Annotated in this window: 25 protein-coding genes; 16 read left to right on the plus strand and 9 right to left on the minus strand. The window is 60.6% G+C overall.

The window, feature by feature from the left end; translation table 11 throughout:
• The 5 genes from tusC to NJ69_RS09460 all read left to right on the plus strand — a co-directional run bounded on the left by tusC (position 1) and on the right by NJ69_RS09460 (position 3,049).
• Positions 1–360 carry a sulfurtransferase complex subunit TusC gene (tusC, locus tag NJ69_RS09440; RefSeq protein WP_039578416.1) on the plus strand — a complete coding sequence of 120 codons (360 nt, stop codon included), beginning with the start codon at positions 1–3 and terminating at the stop codon, positions 358–360.
• Positions 360–656, plus strand: a complete 297-nt coding sequence (gene tusB / locus NJ69_RS09445) for a sulfurtransferase complex subunit TusB (RefSeq protein WP_039578419.1) — start codon at positions 360–362, stop codon at positions 654–656. Before tusC ends, tusB begins: the two co-directional genes overlap by 1 nt.
• The gene (locus NJ69_RS09450; protein WP_029614450.1) at positions 653–988 is read left to right on the plus strand and encodes a TusE/DsrC/DsvC family sulfur relay protein; all 336 of its coding nucleotides are present in this window, start codon (positions 653–655) and stop codon (positions 986–988) included. Before tusB ends, NJ69_RS09450 begins: the two co-directional genes overlap by 4 nt.
• An 8-nt stretch (positions 989–996) precedes the next feature.
• Positions 997–1,995 (plus strand): glycosyl transferase family protein, encoded by a 999-nt coding sequence (locus NJ69_RS09455; RefSeq protein ID WP_432416632.1) that lies wholly within the window; start codon positions 997–999, stop codon positions 1,993–1,995.
• A 94-nt stretch (positions 1,996–2,089) separates the two neighbouring features.
• On the plus strand, positions 2,090–3,049 hold the full coding sequence (locus tag NJ69_RS09460) for a glutathione S-transferase family protein (protein ID WP_039578424.1): 960 nt from the start codon (positions 2,090–2,092) through the stop codon (positions 3,047–3,049).
• Positions 3,050–3,084: 35 nt separating this feature from the next.
• Here the strand turns inward: NJ69_RS09460 and cysG are convergent, their stop codons facing one another.
• From cysG to ftsK, 6 genes are all read right to left on the minus strand, one after another.
• Positions 3,085–4,476 carry a siroheme synthase CysG gene (gene cysG, locus NJ69_RS09465; RefSeq protein WP_039578426.1) on the minus strand — a complete coding sequence of 464 codons (1,392 nt, stop codon included), beginning with the start codon at positions 4,474–4,476 and terminating at the stop codon, positions 3,085–3,087.
• Positions 4,477–5,757 (minus strand): serine--tRNA ligase, encoded by a 1,281-nt coding sequence (gene serS / locus NJ69_RS09470; RefSeq protein WP_029614448.1) that lies wholly within the window; start codon positions 5,755–5,757, stop codon positions 4,477–4,479.
• 30 nt (positions 5,758–5,787) lie between these two features.
• Positions 5,788–6,162 carry a fluoride efflux transporter CrcB gene (crcB, locus tag NJ69_RS09475; protein ID WP_029614447.1) on the minus strand — a complete coding sequence of 125 codons (375 nt, stop codon included), beginning with the start codon at positions 6,160–6,162 and terminating at the stop codon, positions 5,788–5,790.
• The gene (locus tag NJ69_RS09480; protein WP_029614446.1) at positions 6,159–7,484 is read right to left on the minus strand and encodes a replication-associated recombination protein A; all 1,326 of its coding nucleotides are present in this window, start codon (positions 7,482–7,484) and stop codon (positions 6,159–6,161) included. Before NJ69_RS09480 ends, crcB begins: the two co-directional genes overlap by 4 nt.
• 11 nt (positions 7,485–7,495) lie before the next feature.
• Entirely contained in the window at positions 7,496–8,119 is a 624-nt protein-coding gene (lolA, locus tag NJ69_RS09485) for an outer membrane lipoprotein chaperone LolA (RefSeq protein ID WP_029614445.1), read from the minus strand.
• Positions 8,120–8,181: 62 nt separating this feature from the next.
• Positions 8,182–10,596: a DNA translocase FtsK gene (gene ftsK, locus NJ69_RS09490; RefSeq protein WP_080754738.1), complete on the minus strand. Its 2,415-nt coding sequence runs from the start codon at positions 10,594–10,596 to the stop codon at positions 8,182–8,184.
• 373 nt (positions 10,597–10,969) lie between these two features.
• Here ftsK and aat point away from each other — a divergent pair, with 373 nt between their 5' ends.
• The 3 genes from aat (at position 10,970) to infA (ending at position 12,735) form a co-directional block, all read left to right on the plus strand.
• On the plus strand, positions 10,970–11,650 hold the full coding sequence (gene aat / locus NJ69_RS09495) for a leucyl/phenylalanyl-tRNA--protein transferase (RefSeq protein WP_039578431.1): 681 nt from the start codon (positions 10,970–10,972) through the stop codon (positions 11,648–11,650).
• Positions 11,651–11,705: 55 nt separating this feature from the next.
• Complete coding sequence (locus NJ69_RS09500) at positions 11,706–12,413, plus strand: arginyltransferase (RefSeq protein WP_039578434.1); 708 nt, start codon at positions 11,706–11,708, stop codon at positions 12,411–12,413.
• Between the two features lie 103 nt (positions 12,414–12,516).
• Positions 12,517–12,735, plus strand: a complete 219-nt coding sequence (infA, locus tag NJ69_RS09505) for a translation initiation factor IF-1 (RefSeq protein ID WP_029614443.1) — start codon at positions 12,517–12,519, stop codon at positions 12,733–12,735.
• A gap of 87 nt (positions 12,736–12,822) precedes the next feature.
• On the opposite strand, the gene clpA is transcribed toward infA, so the two are convergent.
• Together clpA and clpS are read right to left on the minus strand one after the other, a co-directional pair.
• The gene (clpA, locus tag NJ69_RS09510; RefSeq protein ID WP_039578436.1) at positions 12,823–15,093 is read right to left on the minus strand and encodes an ATP-dependent Clp protease ATP-binding subunit ClpA; all 2,271 of its coding nucleotides are present in this window, start codon (positions 15,091–15,093) and stop codon (positions 12,823–12,825) included.
• 30 nt (positions 15,094–15,123) lie between these two features.
• Positions 15,124–15,486, minus strand: a complete 363-nt coding sequence (gene clpS, locus NJ69_RS09515) for an ATP-dependent Clp protease adapter ClpS (protein ID WP_029614442.1) — start codon at positions 15,484–15,486, stop codon at positions 15,124–15,126.
• Positions 15,487–15,714: 228 nt separating this feature from the next.
• On the opposite strand from clpS, the gene cspD reads away from it, so the two are divergent.
• From cspD to NJ69_RS09555, 8 genes are all read left to right on the plus strand, one after another.
• Positions 15,715–15,972 (plus strand): cold shock domain-containing protein CspD, encoded by a 258-nt coding sequence (cspD, locus tag NJ69_RS09520; RefSeq protein ID WP_039578439.1) that lies wholly within the window; start codon positions 15,715–15,717, stop codon positions 15,970–15,972.
• A gap of 441 nt (positions 15,973–16,413) precedes the next feature.
• Positions 16,414–18,639 (plus strand): NADP-dependent isocitrate dehydrogenase, encoded by a 2,226-nt coding sequence (locus NJ69_RS09525; protein ID WP_039578441.1) that lies wholly within the window; start codon positions 16,414–16,416, stop codon positions 18,637–18,639.
• Between the two features lie 93 nt (positions 18,640–18,732).
• Positions 18,733–19,173, plus strand: coding sequence for an NUDIX hydrolase (locus tag NJ69_RS09530; protein WP_029614437.1), 441 nt, complete (start codon positions 18,733–18,735; stop codon positions 19,171–19,173).
• A 58-nt stretch (positions 19,174–19,231) separates the two neighbouring features.
• A complete protein-coding gene (gene mnmA / locus NJ69_RS09535) occupies positions 19,232–20,356 on the plus strand; it encodes a tRNA 2-thiouridine(34) synthase MnmA (RefSeq protein ID WP_039578444.1) in 1,125 nt (374 codons plus the stop codon).
• Positions 20,353–20,979, plus strand: a complete 627-nt coding sequence (gene hflD / locus NJ69_RS09540) for a high frequency lysogenization protein HflD (protein WP_039578447.1) — start codon at positions 20,353–20,355, stop codon at positions 20,977–20,979. Before mnmA ends, hflD begins: the two co-directional genes overlap by 4 nt.
• Positions 20,980–21,176: 197 nt before the next feature.
• Complete coding sequence (gene purB / locus NJ69_RS09545; RefSeq protein ID WP_039578448.1) at positions 21,177–22,547, plus strand: adenylosuccinate lyase; 1,371 nt, start codon at positions 21,177–21,179, stop codon at positions 22,545–22,547.
• Between the two features lie 81 nt (positions 22,548–22,628).
• On the plus strand, positions 22,629–23,795 hold the full coding sequence (locus tag NJ69_RS09550; protein WP_039578450.1) for a cupin domain-containing protein: 1,167 nt from the start codon (positions 22,629–22,631) through the stop codon (positions 23,793–23,795).
• Positions 23,788–24,222: a GNAT family N-acetyltransferase gene (locus tag NJ69_RS09555; RefSeq protein WP_039578453.1), complete on the plus strand. Its 435-nt coding sequence runs from the start codon at positions 23,788–23,790 to the stop codon at positions 24,220–24,222. The genes NJ69_RS09550 and NJ69_RS09555 overlap by 8 nt, the downstream gene beginning before the upstream one ends.
• A 38-nt stretch (positions 24,223–24,260) precedes the next feature.
• Here the strand turns inward: NJ69_RS09555 and NJ69_RS09560 are convergent, their stop codons facing one another.
• Positions 24,261–24,686: a GTP pyrophosphokinase gene (locus NJ69_RS09560; protein ID WP_039578456.1), complete on the minus strand. Its 426-nt coding sequence runs from the start codon at positions 24,684–24,686 to the stop codon at positions 24,261–24,263.
• Between the last annotated feature and the right edge of the window lie 66 nt (positions 24,687–24,752).

The raw sequence follows: 24,752 nt of genomic DNA on the forward strand, positions 1-24,752 counted from the left end.
ATGGCCAAGTCCCTATTGATCATCACCCGCCAGGCTCCTTGGGCAGGTATGACCGCGCGTGAAGCACTGGACATCGCCCTAGCCGGGGGCGCCTTCGATTTGCCAATCGGCGTGCTGTTTCTCGATGACGGCGTGTTCCAGCTCGCCAGCGGCCAGCAACCGGCAGCGCTGCAGCAGAAAAATCTTGCAGCTAACCTGCAAGCGCTGCCGATGTTCGGCGTCGACGAGCTGTTCGTCTGCGCGCATAGCCTGCAAGCGCGCGGATTGGATACCCACTCGTTGGAATTACCTGTGCAGGCACTCGACGATGCAGCCCTGTCAGCCCTCATCGCCCGATTCGATCAAGTGATAACGCTCTGATGAAAACATTACACGTCATTAGCCATTCCCCCTTCGGTGATAGCCGCCTGACCAGTTGCCTGCGACTACTGGGCACCCATGACGCATTGCTGCTGTGCGGTGATGCAACGTACGCCCTCAAGACCGATAGCGAACCCTTCCGCGCGCTGCAGTCCGCAGGTCTGGAGGGCCGCCTGTTCGCGCTTGATGAAGACCTGCAAGCCCGTGCCATTTGTGGCGAGCCCGCACAGGCTGTGGACTACCCAGCCTTCGTCGAACTCTCGCTGCACTACGATAAGGTCAACACCTGGTTATGAGCATCCTGACTGCTGGCGATCGCACCATTGGGTTGGACAAGGATGGCTTCCTGCTCGATCTGCAAGCGTGGTCCACCGACGTCGCCGAAGTGCTGGCCGCACGAGAAGGTATCGTCCTCAGTGCGGAACACTGGGAAGTCCTCGAACTGCTGCGTCAGTTCTATGAGGAGTACCAACTCTCTCCCGCTACCCGTCCGTTGATCAAGTACGCAGCGCTGAAACTCGGCCCGGACAAGGGCAATAGCCCCCACCTGAACCGTCTGTTCAAGGGCACCCCTGCGAAATTGGCCGCCAAGCTAGCCGGCCTGCCCAAGCCGACCAACTGCATATGAGCGAGCCGATGAACCCGACCCCGCTTAACGTGCACACGCCGGCCGAACACCCCTTCGCCGAGTTCGTGCGCATTCTTGGCAAGGGCAAGCGCGGCGCGCGCGGCCTGACCCGCGAAGAAGCCCGCGCAGCGATGACGATGCTGCTCGAAGGCAAGGTCGAGGACACCCAGCTCGGCGCGTTCCTCATGCTGCTGCGACATAAGGAAGAAAGTCCGGAGGAGCTGGCAGGCTTCACCCAAGCGCTGCGCAGCCAGGTGCAAGCACCACCCCTGGCGGTCGACCTGGACTGGCCGAGCTACGCCGGCAAGAAGCGTCACCTGCCGTGGTATCTGCTCGCGGCCAAGTGCCTGGCCAACACCGGCGTGCGCATCTTCATGCACGGCGGCGGCGCTCATACCGCCGGGCGCTTGTATACTGAGCAGTTGCTCGGGCTGCTCGATATCCCTCTGTGCCGCGACTGGCAAGCAGTAGCCAACAGCCTTGACCAGCGCGGCCTGGCATTCGCCCCCTTGCAAGACTGGGCACCGCAATTGCAGCGCATGATCGACCTGCGCAATACCTTGGGCCTGCGTTCACCCATCCACTCGCTGGCCCGTGTACTCAATCCGCTCGGCGCTCGCCGCAGCCTACAGAGTATTTTCCATCCGGGTTACCAGGCCGTTCACCGCGAAGCCAGTCGACTGCTCGGTGACTCCGCGCTGGTGATCAAGGGCGATGGCGGTGAGATCGAGGTCAATCCAGACGTTGTCAGCCATCTTTATGGCACCGATGACAGCCTGGCCTGGGACGAGGAATGGCCAGCATTAAGCGCCCAGCGTCACGTCAAACCGGCAAGCCTGGACCCACACCACTTGCTGGCGGTCTGGCGCGCAGAGGCGCATGACAGCTACGGCGAGTTGGCAGTCATAGCGACCATCGCCCTCGCGCTACGTGGGCTCGGACAAGACCGTGAGCAGGCCTTCAGTAACGCCCGAGATGCTTGGCAGGCGCGCAATACATCTGATTAATCGATCAAAAGCAGGCGATCTTTGCACTGATCGCTCGAACGATATTCCATAGACTGGTCTCCAATCACCAATGACTGGCTATTGGAGCGCTCACATGGGCCTTTTGATCGATGGCCGCTGGCATGACCAGTGGTACGAAAACAGCAAGGACGGCGCTTTTCGCCGCGAAGACTCGCAACGCCGCGGCGCCTTGCCAGCTGCCGAAGCGGGACGCTATCACCTGTACGTTTCGCTGGCGTGCCCCTGGGCCCATCGCACCCTGATAATGCGCACCCTCAAAGGCTTGCAACCCTTGATCGACGTCTCGGTGGTCAGTTGGTTGATGGGCGAGCATGGCTGGACCTTTGACACCGCGCAGGGCTCGACCGGCGATGCGCTCGATGGATTGCAGTACCTCTACCAGCGCTACACATCGGACGATCCGCACTACAGCGGCCGCGTTACGGTGCCGGTACTGTGGGACAAGCAAGAGCAGCGCATCGTCAACAACGAGTCGGCGGAAATCATCCGCCTCTTCAACAGCGCCTTCGACGCACTGACCGGCAACCGACTGGATCTCTATCCCGAGATGCTGCGCAGCACCATCGACGCGCTGAACGAACGCATTTACCCGGCCGTGAACAACGGCGTTTACCGGGCAGGCTTTGCCTCTACCCAGCACGCCTACGAGGAGGCGTTCGACGAGGTGTTCGACGAGTTGGATCATCTGGAAACACTGCTGGACACGCGCCGGTACCTGGCCGGTGAGTACCTGACCGAAGCCGATGTACGATTGTTCACAACGCTGGTGCGTTTCGACGCCGTGTACCATGGCCACTTCAAATGCAACTTGCGTCGCGTAGCCGATTACCACAACCTCTCGAACTGGCTACGGGAGCTGTATCAGTGGCCAGGAATCGCAGATACCGTGGATATGCAGCATATCCAGAATCACTATTACCTCAGCCACAAGACCATCAATCCCAATGGCATCGTACCCAAGGGACCGCAGCAAGATTTCGGCTTGCCACATGACCGGACGCGGTTACCGGGTAATGGCATTTTTGAAGGGTAGAACCTAACGGGGCCGCTCGACGGCCCCGTTAGAATTCAGCTGCTTTGTGCGCCTTCGAACCATGCCAGTTTTTCGCGCAGTTGTACCACCTCGCCCACAATCACCAGCGTTGGAGCGTGGACGTCGTGTCGGGCCACCAACTCAGGCAGGTCGGCCAAGGTGCCGGTGAACACCCGCTGGTTGCGCGTCGTGCCTTGCTGTACCAGCGCCGCTGGTGTGCCGGGGGCTCGCCCATGGCGGATCAGTTCGGCGCAGATAGCCGGTAGCCCGACCAGTCCCATGTAGAACACTACCGTCTGCGCAGGCGCGACCAAGTCAGTCCACGGCAGGTTGCTGGTGCCATCTTTGAGATGGCCAGTGACGAAACGCACCGATTGGGCGTGATCGCGATGGGTCAGCGGAATGCCGGCATACGCCGAACAGCCGCTGGCTGCGGTAATCCCAGGCACAACCTGAAACGGAATACCCTCTGCTGCGAGCTCTTCGATTTCCTCGCCACCGCGCCCGAAAATGAATGGGTCGCCGCCTTTCAGGCGTAATACACGCTTGCCTTGACGGGCCAGATCGACTAGCAGGCGATTGATCTGCTCCTGGGGCACCGCGTGTTCTGCCCGGCGCTTGCCGACATAGATACGTTCTGCGTCGCGCCTGCACATGTCGATGATGGCCGGAGCCACCAGGCGGTCATACAGCACGACATCAGCCTGCTGCATCAGCCGCAAGGCGCGGAAGGTCAACAGATCGGGATCGCCAGGACCGGCGCCGACCAAGTACACCTCACCCCCTTGCTGAACAGGCGCACCGTCGACCATCGCCTGCAACAGACGCTCAGCCTCCGCCCCCTGCCCGGCCAATTGACGTTCGGCGATCGGACCTTGGAACACGGTTTCCCAGAAGCCCCGCCGCTGGTTGACGTCCGGATAGAGACCTTTGACCTTGTCACGAAAACGCGCGGCCAAACCCGCCAGCTCACCGTAAGCCGACGGAATCCAGGCCTCGAATTTGGCGCGAATCAGACGTGCCAGTACGGGTGCGTCGCCGCCACTGGACACCGCGATCACCAGCGGCGAACGATCGACGATTGCCGGGAAGATCACAGTGCACAGCGCCGGAGCATCCACCACATTGACCGGCAGGTTCATGGCCTGCGCATCGGCCGACACCTGAGCGTTAAGAGCTGCATCGTCGGTGGCCGCGATCACCAGCCGACAACCTTCCAGGTCGCCAACCTGGTATCCGCGCACCCGTACCTCTCCGCCGCCTTCCCTGGCCAGCGTAGCGAGCTGACCATCGACCTCAGGCGCCACCACTCGCAGCAGGCCGCCGGCCTCTGCCAGCAGACGCGCCTTGCGCAAGGCGATCTCGCCGCCGCCGACAACCAGCACCCACCCGCCCTGCAACCGGTGGAACAGTGGCAGGTATTTCATTTAGCGAATGACCTCGACGCCGCCCATGTAGGGCTTGAGTACCTCTGGCACGCGAATCGACCCGTCAGCCTGCTGGTAATTTTCCAGCACCGCAACCAGCGTACGGCCCACGGCCAGGCCCGAGCCATTGAGGGTGTGCACGAGCTCCGGCTTGCCAGTCTCCGGGTTGCGCCAGCGCGCTTGCATGCGTCGAGCCTGGAAATCGCCGCAGTTGGAGCAGGAGCTGATCTCGCGATACTTGCCCTGGCTAGGCACCCAGACTTCGAGGTCATAGGTTTTCACTGCACTGAAGCCCATGTCCCCGGTGCACAGCGCCAATACTCGGTAAGGCAGTTCGAGTAATTGCAAGACGCGTTCGGCGTTGGCGGTCAGGCCTTCCAGCGCCTCCATGGACTTACCCGGTTCGACGATCTGTACCATCTCGACCTTGTCGAACTGATGCTGACGAATCATGCCGCGCGTATCACGACCCGACGCACCCGCCTCGCTGCGGAAACAGGGAGTGTGCGCAACGAACTTGATCGGCAGTTGCTTGGCGTCGAGGATTTCGCCGGAAACGATGTTGGTCAGCGACACTTCGGCGGTAGGGATCAGGTAGAAGTCAGCTTCACCTTCACGGCTGATCTTGAACAGGTCTTCCTCGAACTTCGGCAACTGACCGGTACCTTGCAATGCCGGAGCCTGAACCAGGTACGGGGTGTAGGCCTCTTCGTAGCCATGCTCGCTGGTGTGCAGATTGATCATGAACTGCGCCAGGGCTCGATGCAGGCGAGCGATCGGACCGCGCAGCAAGGCGAAACGAGCGCCGGACAGCTTGGCGGCGGTTTCGAAGTCCAGGCCGCCACTGATCTCGCCAAGGGCGACGTGATCCTTGATATCGAAATCGAATTCAGGCGCTGTACCCCAGCGACGCACCTCGACGTTGGCCTCTTCGTCCGGGCCGACGGGTACGCTGGCATCAGGCAAGTTGGGGATGGTCAGCACGATGCCGTCCAGCTCGGCCTGGATCTCGTCCAGTTCGGTCTTGCCGGCGGCCAGCTCGTTGGCCATGCGCTCGACATCCGCCATCAGCGGCGCAATGTCTTCGCCCTTGGCCTTGGCCTGGCCGATGGACTTGGAGCGGGCATTACGCTCGGCCTGCAGCTGCTCGGTGCGGGTCTGCACCGATTTGCGACGCTCTTCCAGTGATTCGATGCGCGCGACATCCAGGCTGAAGCCACGGGAGGCCAGGCGATCCGCCACTTCCTGAAGTTGGCCGCGTAACAGTTTGGCATCGAGCATATCGTTCTCTCGTTATATGAAGGTGTTGGTTCAGATTCGGGTCAGAGCGAGGCCAGCCCAGGTCGCGAGCAGGCCGCCCAGTACACTGGCGGCGGCGTAGCCGAATGCCAGCGGCGCCTGTCCGCTTTCGAGCAGGCGCACGGTGTCCAGTGAAAAGGACGAAAAGGTGGTCAGGCCACCGACGAAGCCGACGATCAGTCCAGCCCGTACCTCGATAGGCACGCCCGGCTTGTTGAGGAACACGCCGTAGAGCACGCCGATGATCAGGCAGCCCACCAGATTGACCGCAAGCGTAGCGAGATAGAAGTGCCGTGGCCAGTGGGCATTGACCCAGTTACCTGCAGCGAAGCGCAGCAAAGTGCCGACAATGCCCGCAGCGCTGACCGATACGACGAGTGCAATCACGTTTTTCTCCGTTGCCGTGGACTGTTGCGATCCAGTTCGGCCAAGTGGCGCAGCTTTTCGCCGATCTTCAGTTCCAGGCCGCGCGGCACCGGCTGGTAATAGGGCCGCGGCGCCAAGGCATCGGGGAAGTAGTCCTCACCTGCCGCATAGGCATCCGGCTCATCGTGGGCATAGCGGTATTCATCGCCATAGCCCAACTGCTTCATCAGCTTGGTCGGTGCGTTACGCAAATGTAACGGAACCTCCAGCGAACCGTGCTCGGAAGCCTCCCGCAGCGCCGTCTTGAAACCCATGTACACGGCATTGCTCTTGGGCGCACACGCCAGGTAGGTAATGGCCTGGGCCACCGCCAACTCACCCTCGGGACTGCCTAGCCGCTCCTGCACGTCCCAGGCCGCCAGACACAGGCTCAGTGCACGCGGATCGGCATTACCGATGTCCTCGCTGGCCATGCGCACCACACGACGGGCGATGTACAGCGGATCGCAACCGCCATCGAGCATCCGCGCGAACCAATACAGCGCGCCGTCAGGATTGGAACCGCGAACCGACTTGTGCAGAGCCGATATCTGGTCATAGAACGCCTCGCCACCCTTGTCGAAGCGCCGTCGACTATCACCGAGCAGACTCTGCAGCATCTGCACATCGATCTCGCTGCCGTCTTCGGCAAGGTCCGAGGCATTTTCTAGGAAGTTGAGCATGCGCCGACCGTCACCGTCGGCAGCGGCCATGAGCATGGCGAAGGCTTCATCTCCGACTCGTAGATTGCGCTTGCCCAATCCACGCTCTTCACTCAGGGCACGATCGACCAGTTTGCGCAGAGCGGCTTCGTCCAGACTCTTGAGTACATAGACACGCGCCCGCGACAGCAAGGCGTTGTTCAGCTCGAAGGAGGGGTTCTCGGTGGTAGCGCCGATGAACAGCAGGGTGCCGTCTTCCACATAGGGCAAGAAAGCGTCCTGCTGGGACTTGTTGAAGCGGTGCACTTCATCGACGAATAGAATCGTGCGTCGACCGTACTGACCGGCTTGCTGCTTGGCCACTTCCACGGCCTGACGAATCTCCTTGACCCCGGCCAGCACAGCCGACACGGTTTCGAAATGCGCGTCGCAAAACTGCGCCAGCAGCCGCGCCAAGGTGGTCTTGCCGACACCGGGCGGCCCCCAGAAGATCATCGAGTGCAGAGCACCCTGCTCCAGTGCCTCGCGCAGCGGCTTGCCGCGCGCCAGCAGGTGCTCCTGGCCCACGTACTCGTCCAGGTTGGACGGACGCAATCGGGCTGCCAGCGGCTGGGCGACAGGCTCGCTTCGAAACAGGTCCATGGTGCCTCGCGTTACTCCTGGATGACGTCAGCGCCGTCCGGGATCTTGAACTGGAACGTGCTCGCCGGGATCGCCTGGTTGGCCCTGACCCCATTGAACAGAATATTGGTGCGCTGGCCGACGCTGTCGATCAGTTGCATGTCATTGATCAGCCCCTTGCGGAAAGAAATACGCAAGGAGTCGAACAACGTGTCCTTGGTCTTGGGCTTGAGGGTGAAATCCATGACCTCGCCCTGCTCCTTGGAAACGATATCGAAACTCTGGCTGATCTTGGACACATCACCGGACAACAGTAACGCCGGCGTTTGGCTCAGGCGCACATCAAGCTTCTTCACCGTGGCCTGCTCCAGATCCGGGTCCCACAGGGTAACTTTCTGGCCATCGGAAACCACGACTTGCTCTTGTGGAGCATCCGTATGCCAGTAGAACAGGCCAGGACGTTTGACCGTCATCTTCCCTTTAGTCTCCTGCAGACTCGTGCCGCTGGCATCCAGGGTCAGTTGGGAAAAATTGGCCTCGATGGTCTGGGATTTTTCCAGCAACTGGGTCAGGCGCTGTACGTCTTGCTCACCGGCGTACGCGGTGAGCGGGCCCAGGGTCAGGGCAGAAACCAACAGCATGCGAATTGCGCGCATGGGAGTCCTCATTGAGCAGTGGATAGGCCGGACACGATGTTTCGCACCCGGCAAGACAATCATCAATCGCGCGGGCCGCCCGGAGCTATCACTTCCCGCGAGCCGTTGCTGTTCATTGGAGTGACCACGCCGGCCATCTCCATCGCCTCGATCATCCGCGCGGCACGGTTGTAGCCGATCTTGAGCTTGCGCTGTACTGCCGAAATGGACGCCCGGCGACTTTCCAGCACGAACTGCACAGCTTCGTCATAGAGCGCGTCGGTTTCCGAGTCGTCGCCATCGCCACCTCCACCGCCGCCCTCGAAACCGCTACCGGCTTCCTCGACGCCGTTGAGGATATCGTCGTTGTAATCAGGGGCACCGCGCAACTTCCACGCCTCTACAACGCGGTGAACCTCGTCGTCGGAAACGAATGCACCGTGAACGCGGATGGGCAGACTGGTACCCGGCGGCATGTAGAGCATGTCGCCATGGCCGAGCAGTTGTTCGGCGCCGCCCTGGTCGATGATAGTCCGCGAGTCGATCTTGCTCGACACCTGGAACGCCATACGCGTAGGAATGTTGGCCTTGATCAGGCCAGTGATCACATCGACCGACGGACGCTGTGTAGCGAGAATCAAATGAATGCCGGCTGCACGCGCCTTCTGGGCGATACGGGCAATCAGCTCTTCGACCTTTTTGCCGACGATCATCATCATGTCGGCAAATTCGTCGACCACCACCACGATAGTCGGCAGGGTTTTCAGCGCCGGAGGTTCGTCCTCCATGCTTTCACGGCGGTACAGCGGATCGTGGATGACCTCACCGGCGTCCTGGGCGTCTTTGACCTTGCGGTTGAAGCCGGCCAGGTTACGTACGCCCATCGCAGCCATCAGCTTGTAGCGGCGCTCCATCTCGGCGACGCTCCAACGCAGAGCGTTGGCGGCGTCCTTCATGTCGGTGACGACCGGGCACAACAAGTGCGGAATGCCTTCGTAAATCGACAGCTCAAGCATTTTCGGGTCGATCATGATCAGCCGCGCGTCTTCCGGGCTCGACTTGAACAGGATCGACAGGATCATCGCGTTGACACCCACCGACTTACCCGAACCGGTGGTACCCGCCACCAGCAAATGCGGCATCTTGGCCAAGTCCGTGATGACTGGCTTGCCGCCGATGTCATGGCCCAGCGCCAGCGTGACGGGCGACTTCTGCTCGTCATACTGAGGCGTGGACAACACCTCGGAGAAACGCACCATCTGACGATTTTCGTTGGGGATTTCGATACCGACGGTAGTCTTTCCGGGAATGACCTCCACCACCCGCACGCTGGTCACTGCCAGCGAGCGCGCGAGGTCCTTAGCAAGGTTGGCGATGCGGCTGACCTTGACCCCGGCAGCTGGCTGGATTTCGTAGCGAGTGATCACCGGCCCCGGGTGGATCGAGTCTACGGAAACGTCGACCCCGAACTCCTTGAGCTTGATCTCCAGCAGATGCCCCACTCCAGCCAGGGACTCGGGCGAATACTCGATCTTTTTCTGTTCGGCAGGATCGAGAATCGAGATCGATGGGAGCGTTCCTTCCACGGCGCTATCGACGAACAGCGGCGCCTGTTTTTCTTTCATGACCCGCTTGCTGGGCTCGGGTGCCTTGACCGGTGCCGGCAGGTTGATCACCGGTGCGGGCTGCTGCTCGCGTTGTGCCACATGCTTGCTCAAGGATTCGTCACGTTCGATGATGCGTTCGCGCGCCTTGATCTGCTCGCGCTTGTCGACAACCACGGGCGCGACAACGTCCTCGACCTGCTCATCGACCTCGCGCAACTGCGCCACCAGCCGCTTGCGTTCGTTGCGCGCGGCCCACCAGCGCGACGCGGCGCCTTGGACCAGCTCGAACAGATCAAGGGTGATCTTGCCGGTCAGGTCCATGACCTTGAACCAGGACAAGTCGGTGAACACCGTCAGGCCGAACAGGAACAACGCGATGAACATCAAGGTGCTGCCCTGCACGTTCAGCAGGTTGCGTGCCAGTTCCCCAAGGCTCTCGCCCAGCGCACCGCCAGCCGAAAATGGAATACTGGCGGGCGGATGGAAATGAATGTGCGCCAGCGCTGCGCCCGACAGCACGAGAAATACCAAGCCGATCAGACGCCAGGAGAACAGCCACCCACTCCATTGCCAGGGCTGGTGACGTTCACGGAAGATCTGCCAGGTCTTGATCGCCAGCAGCAAAGGAAAGATATAGGCAAAGTAGCCAAGCACCATGAACAGGATGTCGGCGAAGAACGCGCCGGCGCGGCCAGCAGCGTTCTGAACCTGATCGACATTGCTGGTGTGGGTAAAGCTTGGGTCGGATGTGTCGTAGGTCAGCAGTGCCATCCACAGGTACAGGCACAGCGCACCGACGGCAATCAGCGCGCCTTCCTTGAGGCGATAATGCAACTGCTGGCGCCATAGCGGCACTGGCAACGGAGTCGGGGATGCAGTGGATTTCTTCAAAACGCGTCTATTCCTGCGCTTGATGCGCGTTAAATAGTGATCGGGCCGGTGAATGGCCGACGAACCACTACTTTTAACATTACTGCCCGCCTGCCGCCATGGCGGCACGCCGCGTGGCGCATGGACGGGGGGCCGATTTCCATGGGTGCAATTTGAGCATGCATTTTGTTCTGTGACAAAGGCTTATGCTGTATTTTTGCACAGGTATGACAGCAAATGTCGGCGATGGTGCCAGATGCCCATCGGCTAGCGGTGAAACAGCTCGACGAGCCGCGCCACTCCTGCAGCCCAGCATGCTGCAACAGCCCAGACATTGACCTCGACGACGCCTGCCGCCATGCTCGTCACTCCCCTCCCCTACCGCCGAATCACCATGCTCACCTGGCTGACCCGCGACTCGCTGAACTTCCCACCCCTCAATAAAGCCCTCAACGAGCCCAACGGCTTACTCGCCGCGGGAGGCGATCTCACACCCGAGCGCCTGATTCAGGCCTACCGCCACGGCTGCTTCCCTTGGTATCAGGACGGACAGCCGATTCTATGGTGGTCGCCCGATCCTCGCACCGTGCTGTTACCGGACGAACTTCACGTATCCCGGTCGCTGGCCAAGCTGATGCGTCAGGGCCGCTACCAAGTCAGCTTCGACACCGATTTCGCCAGTGTAATCGCTGCGTGCGCCGCACCCCGTGATTACGCCGACGGCACCTGGATCACCGACAGCATGCAGGCGGCATACCGCGAGTTGCACCACCGCGGTATCGCTCATTCGGTCGAGGTACGCCAGGCCGGCGAACTGGTTGGCGGCCTATACGGCCTGGCCATGGGCCGCCTGTTCTTCGGCGAATCCATGTTCAGCCGCGCCGACAATGCCTCCAAGGTCGGTTTCGTGACGCTGGTTGAACGTCTGCGCGAAGCTGGCTTTGTATTGATCGACTGCCAGATGCCCACCGATCACCTGCATAGCCTCGGCGCGCGCGCTATCAGCCGGAAGGCGTTCGCCGACTATCTGTCATGCCATCTCGACCACTCCTGCGACGCAGCCTGGGCGCGCTAGGCGACCGCCCAGAGCTGGCATACACTTAGAGCAACGTCTTGCCCAGGGGGCTATCATGACAGAGCTGGCGCGATTGAAGTTCTATGCCACTCAACCCCACTCCTGCAGCTACCTGCCCGATGAGCAGGCGACGACCCTGTTCCTGGACCCCAGCCAGCCCATGGACGTAAATGTGTATGCCGACCTGTCGGAAATGGGCTTTCGCCGCAGCGGCGATCATCTCTACCGACCTCACTGCCAGAGCTGCTCTGCCTGCGTACCGGCACGCATCCCCGCAGCACGCTTCGTGCCCAACCGCCAGCAGCGACGCATTCTCAAGCGCAATGAGGACCTTGTGGTCAGCCCCGCGCGACCGGCTTTCAAAGAAGAATATTTCGATCTGTATCGCCGCTACATCGAAACGCGCCACGCTGACGGCGACATGTACCCGCCCAGTCGCGACCAGTTCTCCACGTTTCTGGTACGCGACCTGCCCTTCAGTTGGTTCTACGAATTTTGCCTGCATGGTCGCCTGCTTGCAGTGGCGGTATGTGACCTGCTGCCCAATGGCCTATCGGCGGTGTATACCTTCTACGATCCAGATGAAGAGCGCCGTAGCTTGGGCCGCTTTGCCATCCTCTGGCAGATCGCTGAAACGCTACGCCAGGATCTGGAGGCGGTCTATCTTGGCTACTGGATCAAGAATTGTCAGAAGATGAACTACAAGACCCAATACCGCCCCATCGAGCTACTGATTAACCAGCGCTGGGTCAGCCTCAACTGAAAGCATTGGCTTGAAATACATTTTTCGGGCATAATCCACGCCACTTTTTTTGCCCGGTGCAACTGCGCGTCGGGCCATCTCTGGACACCGAGGGTTTTACTGCATGTCGAAAGAAGACAGCTTCGAAATGGAAGGCAGTGTCGTCGACACCCTTCCAAACACCATGTTTCGCGTGGAGCTGGAAAACGGCCACGTTGTCACCGCGCACATTTCCGGAAAAATGCGCAAGAACTACATCCGCATCCTCACTGGCGACAAGGTCCGCGTCGAACTGACGCCTTACGACCTGAGCAAGGGCCGCATCACCTACCGCGCGCGCTAAGCTTCAGCCACAAAAAAGCCCGGCCAATGCGCCGGGCTTTTTTGTGCAGCCTACCAAAGCGCCAGGGCCGCACAGCGGCCCCTTTGCTCAAGCCACTTCGGCCGCGGTCTCGAAGTCGAACACCAGCTCGCCATCGCGCAGTTCCACATGCACCACGCCGCCATGCTCGGACAACTCGCCGAACAGGATCTCTTCAGCCAGAGGCCGCTTGATCTTGTCCTGAATGAGCCGCGCCATAGGTCGAGCCCCCATCTGCACGTCATACCCCTTGCTTGCCAGCCAGCCACGCGCCTCGTCACTGACCTCGAGCAGCACGCGCTTGTCTTCCAGTTGAGCTTGAAGCTCGATAAGGAACTTGTCGACGATGCTCTTGATCGTTTCGTGGCTCAAGCGACCGAACTGAATGATGGTATCCAGACGGTTGCGGAACTCCGGCGTAAAGCTCTTGCGAATGACCTCCATCGCGTCCGACGCGTGATCTTGATGGGTGAAGCCAATCGAAGCCCGCGACGCAGTTTCCGCCCCGGCGTTTGTCGTCATGATCAGAATCACGTTACGGAAGTCCGCCTTGCGCCCATTGTTGTCGGTCAGGGTGCCATGGTCCATGACCTGCAGCAGCAGGTTGAAGACCTCCGGGTGAGCTTTCTCGATTTCATCGAGCAGCAACACGCAGTGCGGTTGTTTGGTGATGGCTTCGGTCAGCAGCCCACCCTGGTCGAATCCAACGTAACCAGGAGGCGCGCCGATCAAGCGCGATACGGTGTGCCGCTCCATGTACTCCGACATGTCGAAGCGCACCAACTCGACACCCAGTGCCTTGGCCAACTGCCGAGCAGCTTCGGTCTTGCCGACCCCCGTAGGGCCTGCGAACAGGAAGGAGCCTACGGGTTTGTCGGGTGCCTTCAGGCCTGCTCGCGACAGCTTGATCGCAGTCGACAGTGAATCGATTGCCGCATCCTGACCGAACACGGTGAGCTTCAGATCACGCTCAAGGTTGCGCAGCAGTTCCTTGTCGGAGCTGGTGACATGCTTTGGCGGGATACGCGCGATCTTGGCCACGATGTCCTCCACCTGCGGCACGTCGATACGCTTGACCCGATTGGCCTCCGGCTGCAGGCGCTGGTAGGCGCCGGCTTCGTCGATCACATCAATGGCCTTGTCCGGCATGTGCCGGTCATTGATGTAGCGCGCAGCCAACTCGGCAGCCGCGCGAAGCGCTTCATCGCTGTATTCGATGTGATGATGACTCTCGAAGCGCCCTTTCAACCCACGCAGAATGCCAACGGTGTCCTCCACGGAGGGCTCGCTGACGTCGACTTTCTGGAAGCGCCGCGCCAGCGCTCGATCTTTCTCGAAAATGCCACGGAACTCTTGGAAAGTCGTGGAGCCAATGCAGCGGATATCACCCGAAGACAGCAGCGGCTTGAGCAGGTTGGAGGCATCCATCACCCCACCGGATGCCGCGCCAGCACCGATGATGGTATGGATTTCATCAATGAACAGAATGGCTTGAGGGCGCTTGCGCAGCTCACCAAGCAATGCCTTGAAACGCTTCTCGAAGTCGCCCCGGTACTTGGTGCCGGCCAACAGCGCGCCGAGATCCAGCGAATACACTACGCTTTGCGCCAGCAGGTCAGGCACCTGGCCATCGACGATACGCTTGGCCAACCCTTCTGCGATGGCCGTCTTGCCGACACCGGCTTCACCCACCAGCAGTGGATTGTTCTTGCGCCGACGCGCGAGGATCTGCGCAACCCGCTCGACTTCCTGCTCGCGCCCGACCAGGGGGTCGATGCGACCGGCACGGGCCAGCTCATTGAGATTGCTGGCATAGGCATCCAGCGGATTGCTCGACGAGGACGCTTCTGCGCCGTCCTCGTCCTGCATGTCCTGATCGCCTTCAGTATTCGGACCATGGCCCGGCACCTTGGAGATGCCGTGCGCGATGTAGTTGACCACATCGATCCGGGCCACGCTCTGCTGCTTGAGCAGGAACACCGCCTGGCTCTCCTGCTCACTGAAGATCGCGACCAACACGTTGGCGCCGGTCACTTCACGCTTGCCGGAGCTTTGCACATGGAAAACAGCGCGCTGCAGCACGCGTTGGAAACCCAACGTTGGCTGTGTCTCGCGGTCTTCGTCATGCACCGGGATCAGAGGGGTAGTGGAATCGATGAACTCCTGCAGATCATGCTTGAGCTTGTCGAGATTGGCGCCACAGGCGCGCAGAACGGTCGCAGCCGCCTCGTTGTCAAGGAGCGCCAACAGCAGGTGTTCGACGGTCATGAATTCATGACGCTTCGAACGTGCCTCCTTGAAGGCAAGATTGAGGGTGACTTCGAGCTCGCGGTTTAACATAGCTTCACCTCATACCCAAGTGGTCGGCGATTAACCGTCCTTCTCGATTTCACAGAGTAGCGGATGCTGGCTTTCTCTTGCGTATTGATTGACCTGCATGGCCTTGGTTTCGGCAATGTCGCGGGTAAACAATCCGCACACTGCCCGCCCTTCGGTGTGGACAGTCAGCATGATCTTGGTCGCCAGCTCACGGTTCAGACTGAAGAACGTTTCGAGCACTTCGACGACGAAATCCATCGGTGTGTAGTCATCGTTGAACAAAACCACCTTGTACATCGGTGGAGCCTGAAGGATTGGCTTGGCTTCTTGGACCGCCAGACCTGCCCCATCGTCCTCATCGGACTTCGGGCGATCCTGATTGAATGTTAGTCGAATCTGCCTGAGTGCATGCATGGAAAGAATTTCATCATATCGACAGGTTAGGGTTGTGGGTCGACCGCACAGTCACCGCCGGCGCGGCTGCCGCATGACCTTGACTATCGGCAAAACGGTGTTACAACCAATATGAGCCCACCGTGGTGTATAAAGATCCGCGCAGTCAACCAGATTTTTTCGCATGGTTCGTATGCGGATGACGTGGATGATACTCCAGTGATGGAGTCCTTTGCAGAGGACATAGGGATGGCAAGCGGTAAAGTCAAGTGGTTCAACAATGCCAAGGGCTATGGATTCATCAATGAAGACGGCAAGACGGACGACCTGTTCGCCCACTACTCCGCGATTCAGATGGATGGCTACCGGACATTGAAGGCTGGCCAGGCAGTGACATTCGACGTCGTGCAAGGCCCCAAAGGCCTCCATGCTGTCAACATCGCTGGCGCCAAAGCCGATACCACCGTAACCGATGTCAACCGGCAGAGCGAGACCGCCAGGGCCTGACCGCGTTCACCGCACCTCGAAGAAGGCCGGCTGCCTGCGCTAAACGAGGCATGACCGGCTTTTTTTGTTACAGAAAATAACCTTGTGTATCACGACGATTAATCGCCACCTGCGGCATCTCGTCACATTGCCCGTACATCTTTGGTCTTATAAAGGCGTCGATAGCGCTTCGCCTTGCTGAATCGACCGAAGGGTTTGATATACTCCGTCCCTGACCACAGGGTCATCGGGGCGAACCCTTGGAATAGGCGGCTCGCCCTCGGCCAGGTAAGGCCAGTAAGCCTGGGCTGTTACCGCACCCAGCACTTGACGCTCGACTGATGCATCCACCATCACCGCTCGCAGCCTCTCGACCATCCGCTCAAGGCACCGCCAGGGCGAAGCGCCTACCCTGCGCACCTCGAGACTCGAGTACGCTCAGCACACAGAGAGTTAACCCGCATGCCCACCCGTTCCAAGATCATCTATACCTTCACCGACGAAGCCCCCGCCCTCGCCACCTACTCGCTGCTGCCGATCATCGAAGCCTTCACCGCTTCGGCTGACATCGCCGTCGAAACCCGCGATATTTCCCTGGCTGGCCGTATCCTCGCGTCGTTCCCCGAGCAACTGGGCGCAGAGAAGCAGGTAGGCGATCATCTGGCGGAACTGGGTCAGCTGGCCACCACCCCTGAAGCCAACATCATCAAGCTGCCGAACATCTCCGCATCGGTTCCGCAGCTCAAGGCGGCGATCAAAGAGCTCCAGGCCAAAGGCTTCAACATTCCTGACTACGCCGATGAGCCGACCACTGCCGAAGATAAAGAGTCGCGCGCGCGCTACGACCGGATCAAGGGCAGCGCTGTGAATCCGGTGCTGCGTGAAGGCAACTCCGACCGCCGCGCCCCGCTGTCGGTGAAGAACTATGCGCGCAAGCATCCGCACAAGATGGGCGCCTGGGCGGCCGACTCCAAGTCGCACGTCGCTCACATGAGCCAGGGCGACTTTTATGGCAGCGAGAAAGCGGCGCAGATCGAAGCCGATGACAACGTGCGCATCGAACTGGTCGGCAAGGACGGCAAGATCACCGTCCTCAAGGAAAAAACCGCTGTCAAAGCCGCCGAAGTCATCGACTGCGCTACCCTGAGCCGCAAGGCGCTCAAGACCTTCATCGCCGAGCAGATCGCCGACGCCAAGGCCTCTGGCGTGCTGTTGTCGGTTCACCTCAAGGCCACCATGATGAAGGTCTCCGACCCGATCATGTTCGGCGTGATCGTCGAAGAGTTCTATAACGATGTGCTGAGCAAGCATGCCGACGCCCTGGCCCAAGTAGGTTTCAACGCCAATAACGGCATCGGCGACCTGTATGCCCGCATCAAAGACCTGCCTGCCGAGAAGCAAGCCGAGATCGAGGCCGACATCCAGGCCCTGTATGCCGTTCGCCCGGCCCTGGCCATGGTCAACTCCGACAAGGGCATCACCAACCTGCACGTACCGAGCGACGTCATCGTCGACGCTTCGATGCCGGCGATGATTCGTGACTCGGGCAAGATGTGGAATACCGCCGGCGAGTTGCAGGATGCCAAAGCTGTCATTCCTGACCGCTGCTACGCTGGCATCTATCAGGCCACCATCGAGGATTGCAAGCAGCACGGCGCCTTCGATCCGACCACCATGGGCAGCGTGCCAAACGTCGGCCTGATGGCGCAGAAGGCCGAAGAGTACGGCTCCCACGACAAAACCTTCCAAGCCCAAGCCGACGGCGTCGTGCGTGTGGTTGACGGAAAAGGCAAAGTTCTGCTGGAGCAGAACGTCGAGGCCGGCGACATCTTCCGCATGTGCCAGACCAAAGACGCTCCGATCCAGGACTGGGTCAAGCTGGCCGTTAACCGCGCCCGCCTGAGCGATACCCCGGCCGTGTTCTGGCTGGACCCGGCACGCGCTCACGATGGCGTGATGATCGAGAAGGTGCAGAAGTACCTGAAGGATCACGACACCCGCGGCCTGGATATCCGTATCCTGGCACCGGTCGACGCCATCAAGTTCTCCCTCGCACGCATTCGCGAAGGCAAGGACACCATTTCGGTCACCGGTAACGTGCTGCGCGACTACCTGACCGACCTGTTCCCGATCATGGAACTGGGCACCAGCGCCAAGATGCTGTCGATCGTCCCGCTGATGAGCGGCGGTGGCCTGTTCGAGACCGGCGCCGGCGGCTCGGCACCCAAGCACGTACAGCAATTGGTGGAAGAGAACTTCCTGCGCTGGGACTCGCTGGGTGAATTCCTTGCTTTGGCAGCCTCGCTCGAACACCTGGGCAACACCTACGACAATCCGCGCGCCAAGGTTCTGGCCAAAACCCTTGACCAGGCCACCGGCAAGTTCCTCGACACCAATAAGTCCCCTTCGCGCAAGGTGGGCGGTATCGATAACCGTGGCAGCCACTTCTACCTGACCCTCTACTGGGCCGAGGCGCTGGCAGCTCAAACCGACGACGCCGCACTGCAAGCGCGCTTCGCACCGCTGGCCAAGACACTGGCAGAGAACGAGGCGACCATCGTCGCTGAGCTCAACGCCGTCCAGGGCAAGCCGGTCGACATCGGCGGCTACTATGCGCCAGATGCCGAACTGACCGCCAAGGTCATGCGCCCAAGCCAGACCTTGAACAACGCCATCGCTGCGCTGTAATAAACGGTTGAGGTAACACCACAAACCCCGGGCTTAGAACCGGGGTTTGTGCTTTCTGGACAAACGATTTCACCCCCAACAGGAGCCCGGAACATGGCCTGGCAACCTCACATCACCGTCGCCACCATTGTCGAGCAGGAAGGCACATTCCTCTTCGTCGAAGAGCTCAAGGCTGGCAAGCACGTGCTCAACCAACCCGCTGGCCATCTCGAAGCCAATGAGACGCTCGCCCAAGCCGCGTTGCGCGAAACCCTCGAAGAAACGGCCTGGGAAGTCGAGCTGACTGGCGTCGTCGGCATCTATCTGTATACCGCTCCCAGCAACGGTGTGACCTATCAACGCATCTGCTTCGCGGCCCGCCCCGTGCATCATCACCGCGAACGTGCATTGGACAGCGATATCACGCGCGCACTGTGGCTGACCCGCGCCCAGTTGCTAGCCGATTCCGAGCGCTGGCGCAGCGAGCTGGTGCCGCGCTGCCTGGACGACTACCTGGCAGGCCCGCTGCACAGCCTCGCACTGCTGCGCGACTGACGCGCAGGCCCTGGCCTGATAGAATCGGCGTTTTTCCCCTTGATACACATCGGTAGCCATGACCAGTCCAGCACCCAAAGACCCCTCCAGGACCCGCGTCATCGTCGGCATGTCCGGCGGCGTCGACTCATCCGTCTCCGCCCTCCTGCTCATGGAGCAGGGCTATCAGGTGGAAGGTCTGTTCATGAAGAACTGGGAAGAGGACGACGGCACCGAATATTGCACTGCACGCGAGGACCTGGCAGACGCCCAGGCGGTCTGTGACCGCATCGGCATTACGCTGCACACGGCCAATTTCGCCGCCGAGTACTGGGATAACGTGTTCGAGCACTTCCTGGAAGAATACAAGGCCGGTCGCACACCCAATCCAGACATCCTGTGCAACCGCGAAATCAAGTTCAAGGCGTTCCTCGACTACGCACTGTCCCTGGGCGCTGACTTGATTGCTACGGGCCATTACGTGCGTCGGCGTGACACCGGCGCCCTCACCGAACTGCTGAAGGGACTGGATCCGAACAAGGACCAGAGCTATTTCCTGCATGCCGTCGGCGGCAAGGAGATTGCCCGCACACTATTTCCCGTTGGCGAACTGGAGAAGCCCGAGGTACGTGCCATTGCCGAGAAACACGGCCTGGCCACCGCGAAGAAGAAGGACTCTACGGGCATCTGCTTCATCGGCGAGCGCCGCTTCAGTGACTTCCTCAAGCAGTACCTACCGGCCCAGCCTGGTGAGATTCAAACCACCGACGGTGAAGTCATCGGCCAGCACCACGGTTTGATGTACCACACCATCGGTCAGCGTCAGGGGCTGGGTATCGGCGGTCTGAAAGACGCAGGCGATGAGCCGTGGTATGTGCTCGATAAAGACCTCTCGCGCAATGTACTGGTGGTTGGCCAGGGCAACGAGCATCCCTGGCTGTTCTCCCGAGCCCTGCTGGCTTCGGAAATCTACTGGGTCAACCCGGTGGATTTGACCCGCCCGCGGCGCCTCGGCGCCAAGGTCCGTTATCGCCAGGGCGACCAGGCCTGCACCCTGGAGCGCACCGCCGAGGGCTACCGCGCCGTATTCGACGAGCCGCAACGCGCTGTGACGCCTGGACAGTCGGTGGTGTTTTACGACGGCGAGATCTGCCTGGGCGGCGGCGTGATCGAAACTGCCGAGCCTTGGAGCCCGCGCGAATGAGCGACCTGCAGGAGCAGTTGATCGCCCTTGGTGGCGTGTTCCAGGCAGCCGTCATGGTCGACCGAATCGCCCGAACCGGGCAGTCCAGTGAAGCGGATATCGGCTGTCTGCTGGGCAGCCTGCTGGTGCGCGACCCCCAAAACACCCTGGAGGTGTTCGGTGGCGACGACCTCAACTTACGTGAGGGCTATCGTGCTCTGGTCGGCGCCCTCGAACGCGATCCCAGCAGCCTGCAACGCGAACCACTGCGCTATGCGCTATCGATGCTGGGCCTGGAGCGTCAGCTGGGTAAGCGTGATGACTTGCTGGAGACCATCGGCAATCGACTACCGCAGATCCAGGCGCAAGCTGACCACTTCGGACTCGTCCACGAGAACGTCATCGCCTCTAGCGGCGCGCTGTACCAAGACACGCTGAGCACCCTGCGTCAGCGCATCCAAGTGCACGGCGACATGCGTTTCCTGCAACAGGCCAGCAACGCCTCGAAGATTCGTGCGTTGCTGTTGGCCGGCATCCGCGCCGCACGCCTATGGCGGCAGTTGGGTGGACACCGTTGGCAACTGGTCTTTAGCCGCCGCAAGCTACTCAACGAGCTGTACGACATGATGCGGTCGCCTTCCTGAGAGGCTCACCCCCGCTGCGCAGGCAGATCTGGCCTCGTAGGCAATGCAGCATCTGCCGCTGCATGTTCGACTAGAACTGTCTGCGCTGGACCGAGACACGCTTTTCATGACCACACCTTTGGTCAGCCACCCGACCCCGGCGCGATTTTCATGTATGATATGCGCCCTCCAAAAGCCCGACTGTCCGAGAGCACCCCATGCAGCTTTCTTCGCTCACTGCGGTTTCCCCTGTAGACGGCCGTTATGCCGGCAAAACCCAGGCCCTGCGCCCTATCTTCAGCGAATTCGGCCTGATCCGTTTCCGTGCCCTGGTCGAAGTGCGCTGGCTGCAGCGTCTGGCCGCCCACCCGCAAATTGGCGAAGTGCCAGCGTTTTCTGCTGAAGCCAACGCCGTGCTGGACAGCCTGGCCAGCGATTTCAAGCTCGAGCATGCCGAGCGCGTCAAGGAAATCGAGCGCACCACCAATCACGACGTCAAGGCCATCGAGTACTTGCTCAAGGAGCAGGCAGCCCAATTGCCGGAACTGGCAAAGGTCAGCGAGTTCATCCACTTCGCCTGCACCAGTGAAGACATCAACAACCTGTCTCACGCGCTGATGCTGCGTGCCGGTCGCGACGACGTGCTGCTGCCGCTGATGCGCCAGATCGCCAAGGCCATCCGCGCCCTCGCCCATCAGCATGCCGACGTGCCCATGCTCTCGCGCACCCACGGCCAACCCGCCTCGCCAACCACGCTGGGCAAGGAACTGGCCAACGTGGTCTATCGCCTGGAGCGCCAGATTGCCCAGGTAGCCGCCGTTCCGCTGCTGGGCAAGATCAACGGCGCCGTGGGCAACTATAACGCTCACCTGTCGGCCTACTCGCAGATCGACTGGGAGCAGAACGCTCGCGCCTTCATCGAAGACGAGTTGGGCTTGCAGTTCAATCCCTACACGACGCAGATCGAACCGCACGACTACATTGCCGAACTGTTCGACGCCATCGCCCGCTTCAACACCATCCTCATCGACTTCGACCGCGACGTCTGGGGTTACATCTCGCTGGGCTACTTCAAGCAGAAGACGGTCGCCGGCGAGATCGGCTCCTCGACCATGCCGCACAAGGTCAACCCGATCGACTTCGAAAACTCCGAAGGCAACCTGGGCATCGCCAACGCACTGTTCCAGCACCTGGCCAGCAAGCTGCCAATCTCCCGCTGGCAGCGTGACCTGACGGATTCCACCGTGCTGCGCAATCTGGGCGTCGGCTTCGCCCACAGCGTCATCGCCTATGAAGCCAGCCTCAAGGGCATCGGCAAGCTGGAAATCAACACCGCCCGCATCGCCGCAGACCTCGACGCCTGCTGGGAAGTGCTGGCCGAGCCGATCCAGACCGTCATGCGCCGCTTCAACATCGAAAACCCGTACGAGAAGCTCAAGGAACTGACCCGCGGCAAAGGCATCACGCCAGAAGCGCTGCAGACTTTCATCGAAGGTCTGGATATGCCTGCCGAGGCCAAGGCCGAGCTCAAACTGCTGACGCCAGCCAGCTACATCGGCAACGCAGCTGCGCAGGCCAAACGCATCTGAACGGCGCCCTGCGGACCACGCCCGGCCTAGCCGGGCGTTTTTATTCCCGGATTAAAATTTCTTATTTTCAATAGGTTGAGCATGAATCCTGATACTCCACTGCAGCTGCTTGGCGGCCTCACAGCCCGTGAATTCCTGCGCGATTACTGGCAGAAAAAGCCCCTGCTGGTACGCCAGGCATTCACCGACTTCCAAAGCCCTATCGATCCCGACGAATTGGCCGGCCTGGCACTGGAAGAGGAGGTGGAATCGCGCCTGGTGCTGGAGCACGGCGAGCGCCCCTGGGAAATGCGTCGCGGCCCGTTCGAGGAAGATACCTTCGCTACCCTGCCCGAGCGTGACTGGACGCTGCTGGTCCAGGCAGTGGACCAGTTCGTCCCAGAAGTCGCCGAGCTGCTGGAGCATTTCCGCTTCCTGCCAAGCTGGCGCATCGACGACGTGATGATCAGCTTTGCCGCTCCCGGCGGTAGCGTCGGCCCACACTTTGACAACTACGACGTGTTCCTGCTGCAAGGTCACGGCAAACGCAACTGGAAGATCGGCCAGATGTGCGACAGCGACAGCGCACTGATCGAACACGCCGACCTGCGCATCCTGGCCGACTTCGAGCAGAGCGACGAGTGGACGCTGGCGCCGGGCGACATGCTCTATCTGCCTCCACGCCTGGCCCACTACGGTGTAGCTGTCGACGACTGCCTGACCTACTCGGTCGGCTTCCGTGCGCCCAGTGCCGCCGAGGTGCTTACCCACTTCACCGACTTCCTCAGCCAGTTCCTTCCTGACGAGGAACGCTACAGCGACGCCGACGCTCAGCCTGTCAGCGATCCCCATCAGATTCAGCACGACGCGCTGGATCGCCTGAAAGCCCTGCTGGCCGAGCACATGGGCGACGAGCGCCTGCTGCTGACGTGGTTCGGCCAGTTCATGACTGAACCCCGCTATCCCGAGCAAGTCGCAGGCGAAACGCTCACCGAACAGGATCTGCTCGACAGCCTTGAACGTGGCGCCATACTGATTCGCAACCCTAGCGCTCGCCTGGCGTGGTCGGAAGTCGATGACAATCTGCTGCTGTTTGCCAGCGGCCAGAGCCGTCTGCTCTCAGGCCACCTGCGCGCACTCTTGCAACTGATTTGTTCCGCCGATGCCCTGCACAGTGAAAACCTTTCAGATTGGCTGGAAGAGGAAGAAGGCATCACGCTGGTATGCCAGCTGATTCAACAAGGAAGCCTGGGATTTGCCGATGAATAAAATTCGCGTTCGTCTCGCCGACTGGCATAAGGACAATGCCGACATCCAACGCATCCGCAACGCGGTGTTCGTGGCCGAACAGCACGTGCCGCCTGAGTTGGAGTTTGACGCCGAAGACCCAGGTGCCGTGCATTTTCTGGCCATGGAGGGCGACTACTCGATAGGCACTGCGCGCCTGCTGCCAGACGGCACCATCGGCAGGGTATCGGTACTCAAGGATTGGCGAGGATTGAAGGTCGGCGACGCCCTCATGAAGGCGGTGATCAATGAAGCGCAAAAACGCAACCTGAAGCAACAGATGCTCAGTGCGCAAGTTCATGCGACCGCGTTCTATGAGCGCCTGGGCTTCAAAGTGATCAGCGAGGAGTTTCTGGAGGCGGGCATTCCGCATGTGGATATGGTGCGCGACTCAAGCGAAATCGCTTGAGCGCCAGCCTGGCCGATACTGGCCAGGCTGGCGCTCAATCAGGCCAGCGCCTGCAAGTAGGCACTGGCCTCGCGGTAGCGACTAAGACGCGCCATATCGACCGGCCCCGGACAAACCAGGCGAGAAAGGTCACTGTTGTCTGCAAGGTCTGCCAGCTTGACTTCACGGGCCAATGGGTCGCTTCCCAGCCGCACCACGAAGTCCTCATAGCGCTCATTCTCGCGCCGGCTCAGCGCGAGAAGCGCGGCAAGTATCTTGAGAGGAAAGCCTTCACGCGCCAAATCGGACAAAGTCACCGAGGTATCTTCGAGCACATCGTGAAGCACGGCGACAATTCGCTGCTCAGGGGTCGACACCCGCGCCATGACCCTGAGCGGATGCAGGATATAGTCCGCACCACCCTTGTCCAACTGCCCAGCATGAGCTCGGGTCGCCAGTAAAATTGCTCGCTCCAGGCTAGACATGCCCCCTCCTTCAACGCTCACATAGCCGAACCGCATGACGCCAACGCTTCGTCTGGCGCCGTGTCT

The organism is Pseudomonas parafulva (assembly GCF_000800255.1).
Classification (GTDB): domain Bacteria; phylum Pseudomonadota; class Gammaproteobacteria; order Pseudomonadales; family Pseudomonadaceae; genus Aquipseudomonas; species Aquipseudomonas boreofloridensis.

Bases quoted from the DNA above. Each gene is read 5' to 3' on its own strand.
- tusC (WP_039578416.1), top strand. From the start codon at position 1: ATGGCCAAGTCCCTATTGATCATCACCCGCCAGGCTCCTTGGGCAGGT.
- tusB (WP_039578419.1), top strand. From the start codon at position 360: ATGAAAACATTACACGTCATTAGCCATTCCCCCTTCGGTGATAGCCGC.
- NJ69_RS09450 (WP_029614450.1), top strand. From the start codon at position 653: ATGAGCATCCTGACTGCTGGCGATCGCACCATTGGGTTGGACAAGGAT.
- NJ69_RS09455 (WP_432416632.1), top strand. From the start codon at position 997: ATGAACCCGACCCCGCTTAACGTGCACACGCCGGCCGAACACCCCTTC.
- NJ69_RS09460 (WP_039578424.1), top strand. From the start codon at position 2,090: ATGGGCCTTTTGATCGATGGCCGCTGGCATGACCAGTGGTACGAAAAC.
- cysG (WP_039578426.1), bottom strand. From the start codon at position 4,476: ATGAAATACCTGCCACTGTTCCACCGGTTGCAGGGCGGGTGGGTGCTG.
- serS (WP_029614448.1), bottom strand. From the start codon at position 5,757: ATGCTCGATGCCAAACTGTTACGCGGCCAACTTCAGGAAGTGGCGGAT.
- NJ69_RS09480 (WP_029614446.1), bottom strand. From the start codon at position 7,484: ATGGACCTGTTTCGAAGCGAGCCTGTCGCCCAGCCGCTGGCAGCCCGA.
- lolA (WP_029614445.1), bottom strand. From the start codon at position 8,119: ATGCGCGCAATTCGCATGCTGTTGGTTTCTGCCCTGACCCTGGGCCCG.
- aat (WP_039578431.1), top strand. From the start codon at position 10,970: ATGCTCACCTGGCTGACCCGCGACTCGCTGAACTTCCCACCCCTCAAT.
- NJ69_RS09500 (WP_039578434.1), top strand. From the start codon at position 11,706: ATGACAGAGCTGGCGCGATTGAAGTTCTATGCCACTCAACCCCACTCC.
- infA (WP_029614443.1), top strand. From the start codon at position 12,517: ATGTCGAAAGAAGACAGCTTCGAAATGGAAGGCAGTGTCGTCGACACC.
- clpA (WP_039578436.1), bottom strand. From the start codon at position 15,093: ATGTTAAACCGCGAGCTCGAAGTCACCCTCAATCTTGCCTTCAAGGAG.
- clpS (WP_029614442.1), bottom strand. From the start codon at position 15,486: ATGCATGCACTCAGGCAGATTCGACTAACATTCAATCAGGATCGCCCG.
- cspD (WP_039578439.1), top strand. From the start codon at position 15,715: ATGGCAAGCGGTAAAGTCAAGTGGTTCAACAATGCCAAGGGCTATGGA.
- NJ69_RS09525 (WP_039578441.1), top strand. From the start codon at position 16,414: ATGCCCACCCGTTCCAAGATCATCTATACCTTCACCGACGAAGCCCCC.
- NJ69_RS09530 (WP_029614437.1), top strand. From the start codon at position 18,733: ATGGCCTGGCAACCTCACATCACCGTCGCCACCATTGTCGAGCAGGAA.
- mnmA (WP_039578444.1), top strand. From the start codon at position 19,232: ATGACCAGTCCAGCACCCAAAGACCCCTCCAGGACCCGCGTCATCGTC.
- hflD (WP_039578447.1), top strand. From the start codon at position 20,353: ATGAGCGACCTGCAGGAGCAGTTGATCGCCCTTGGTGGCGTGTTCCAG.
- purB (WP_039578448.1), top strand. From the start codon at position 21,177: ATGCAGCTTTCTTCGCTCACTGCGGTTTCCCCTGTAGACGGCCGTTAT.
- NJ69_RS09550 (WP_039578450.1), top strand. From the start codon at position 22,629: ATGAATCCTGATACTCCACTGCAGCTGCTTGGCGGCCTCACAGCCCGT.
- NJ69_RS09555 (WP_039578453.1), top strand. From the start codon at position 23,788: ATGAATAAAATTCGCGTTCGTCTCGCCGACTGGCATAAGGACAATGCC.
- NJ69_RS09560 (WP_039578456.1), bottom strand. From the start codon at position 24,686: ATGTCTAGCCTGGAGCGAGCAATTTTACTGGCGACCCGAGCTCATGCT.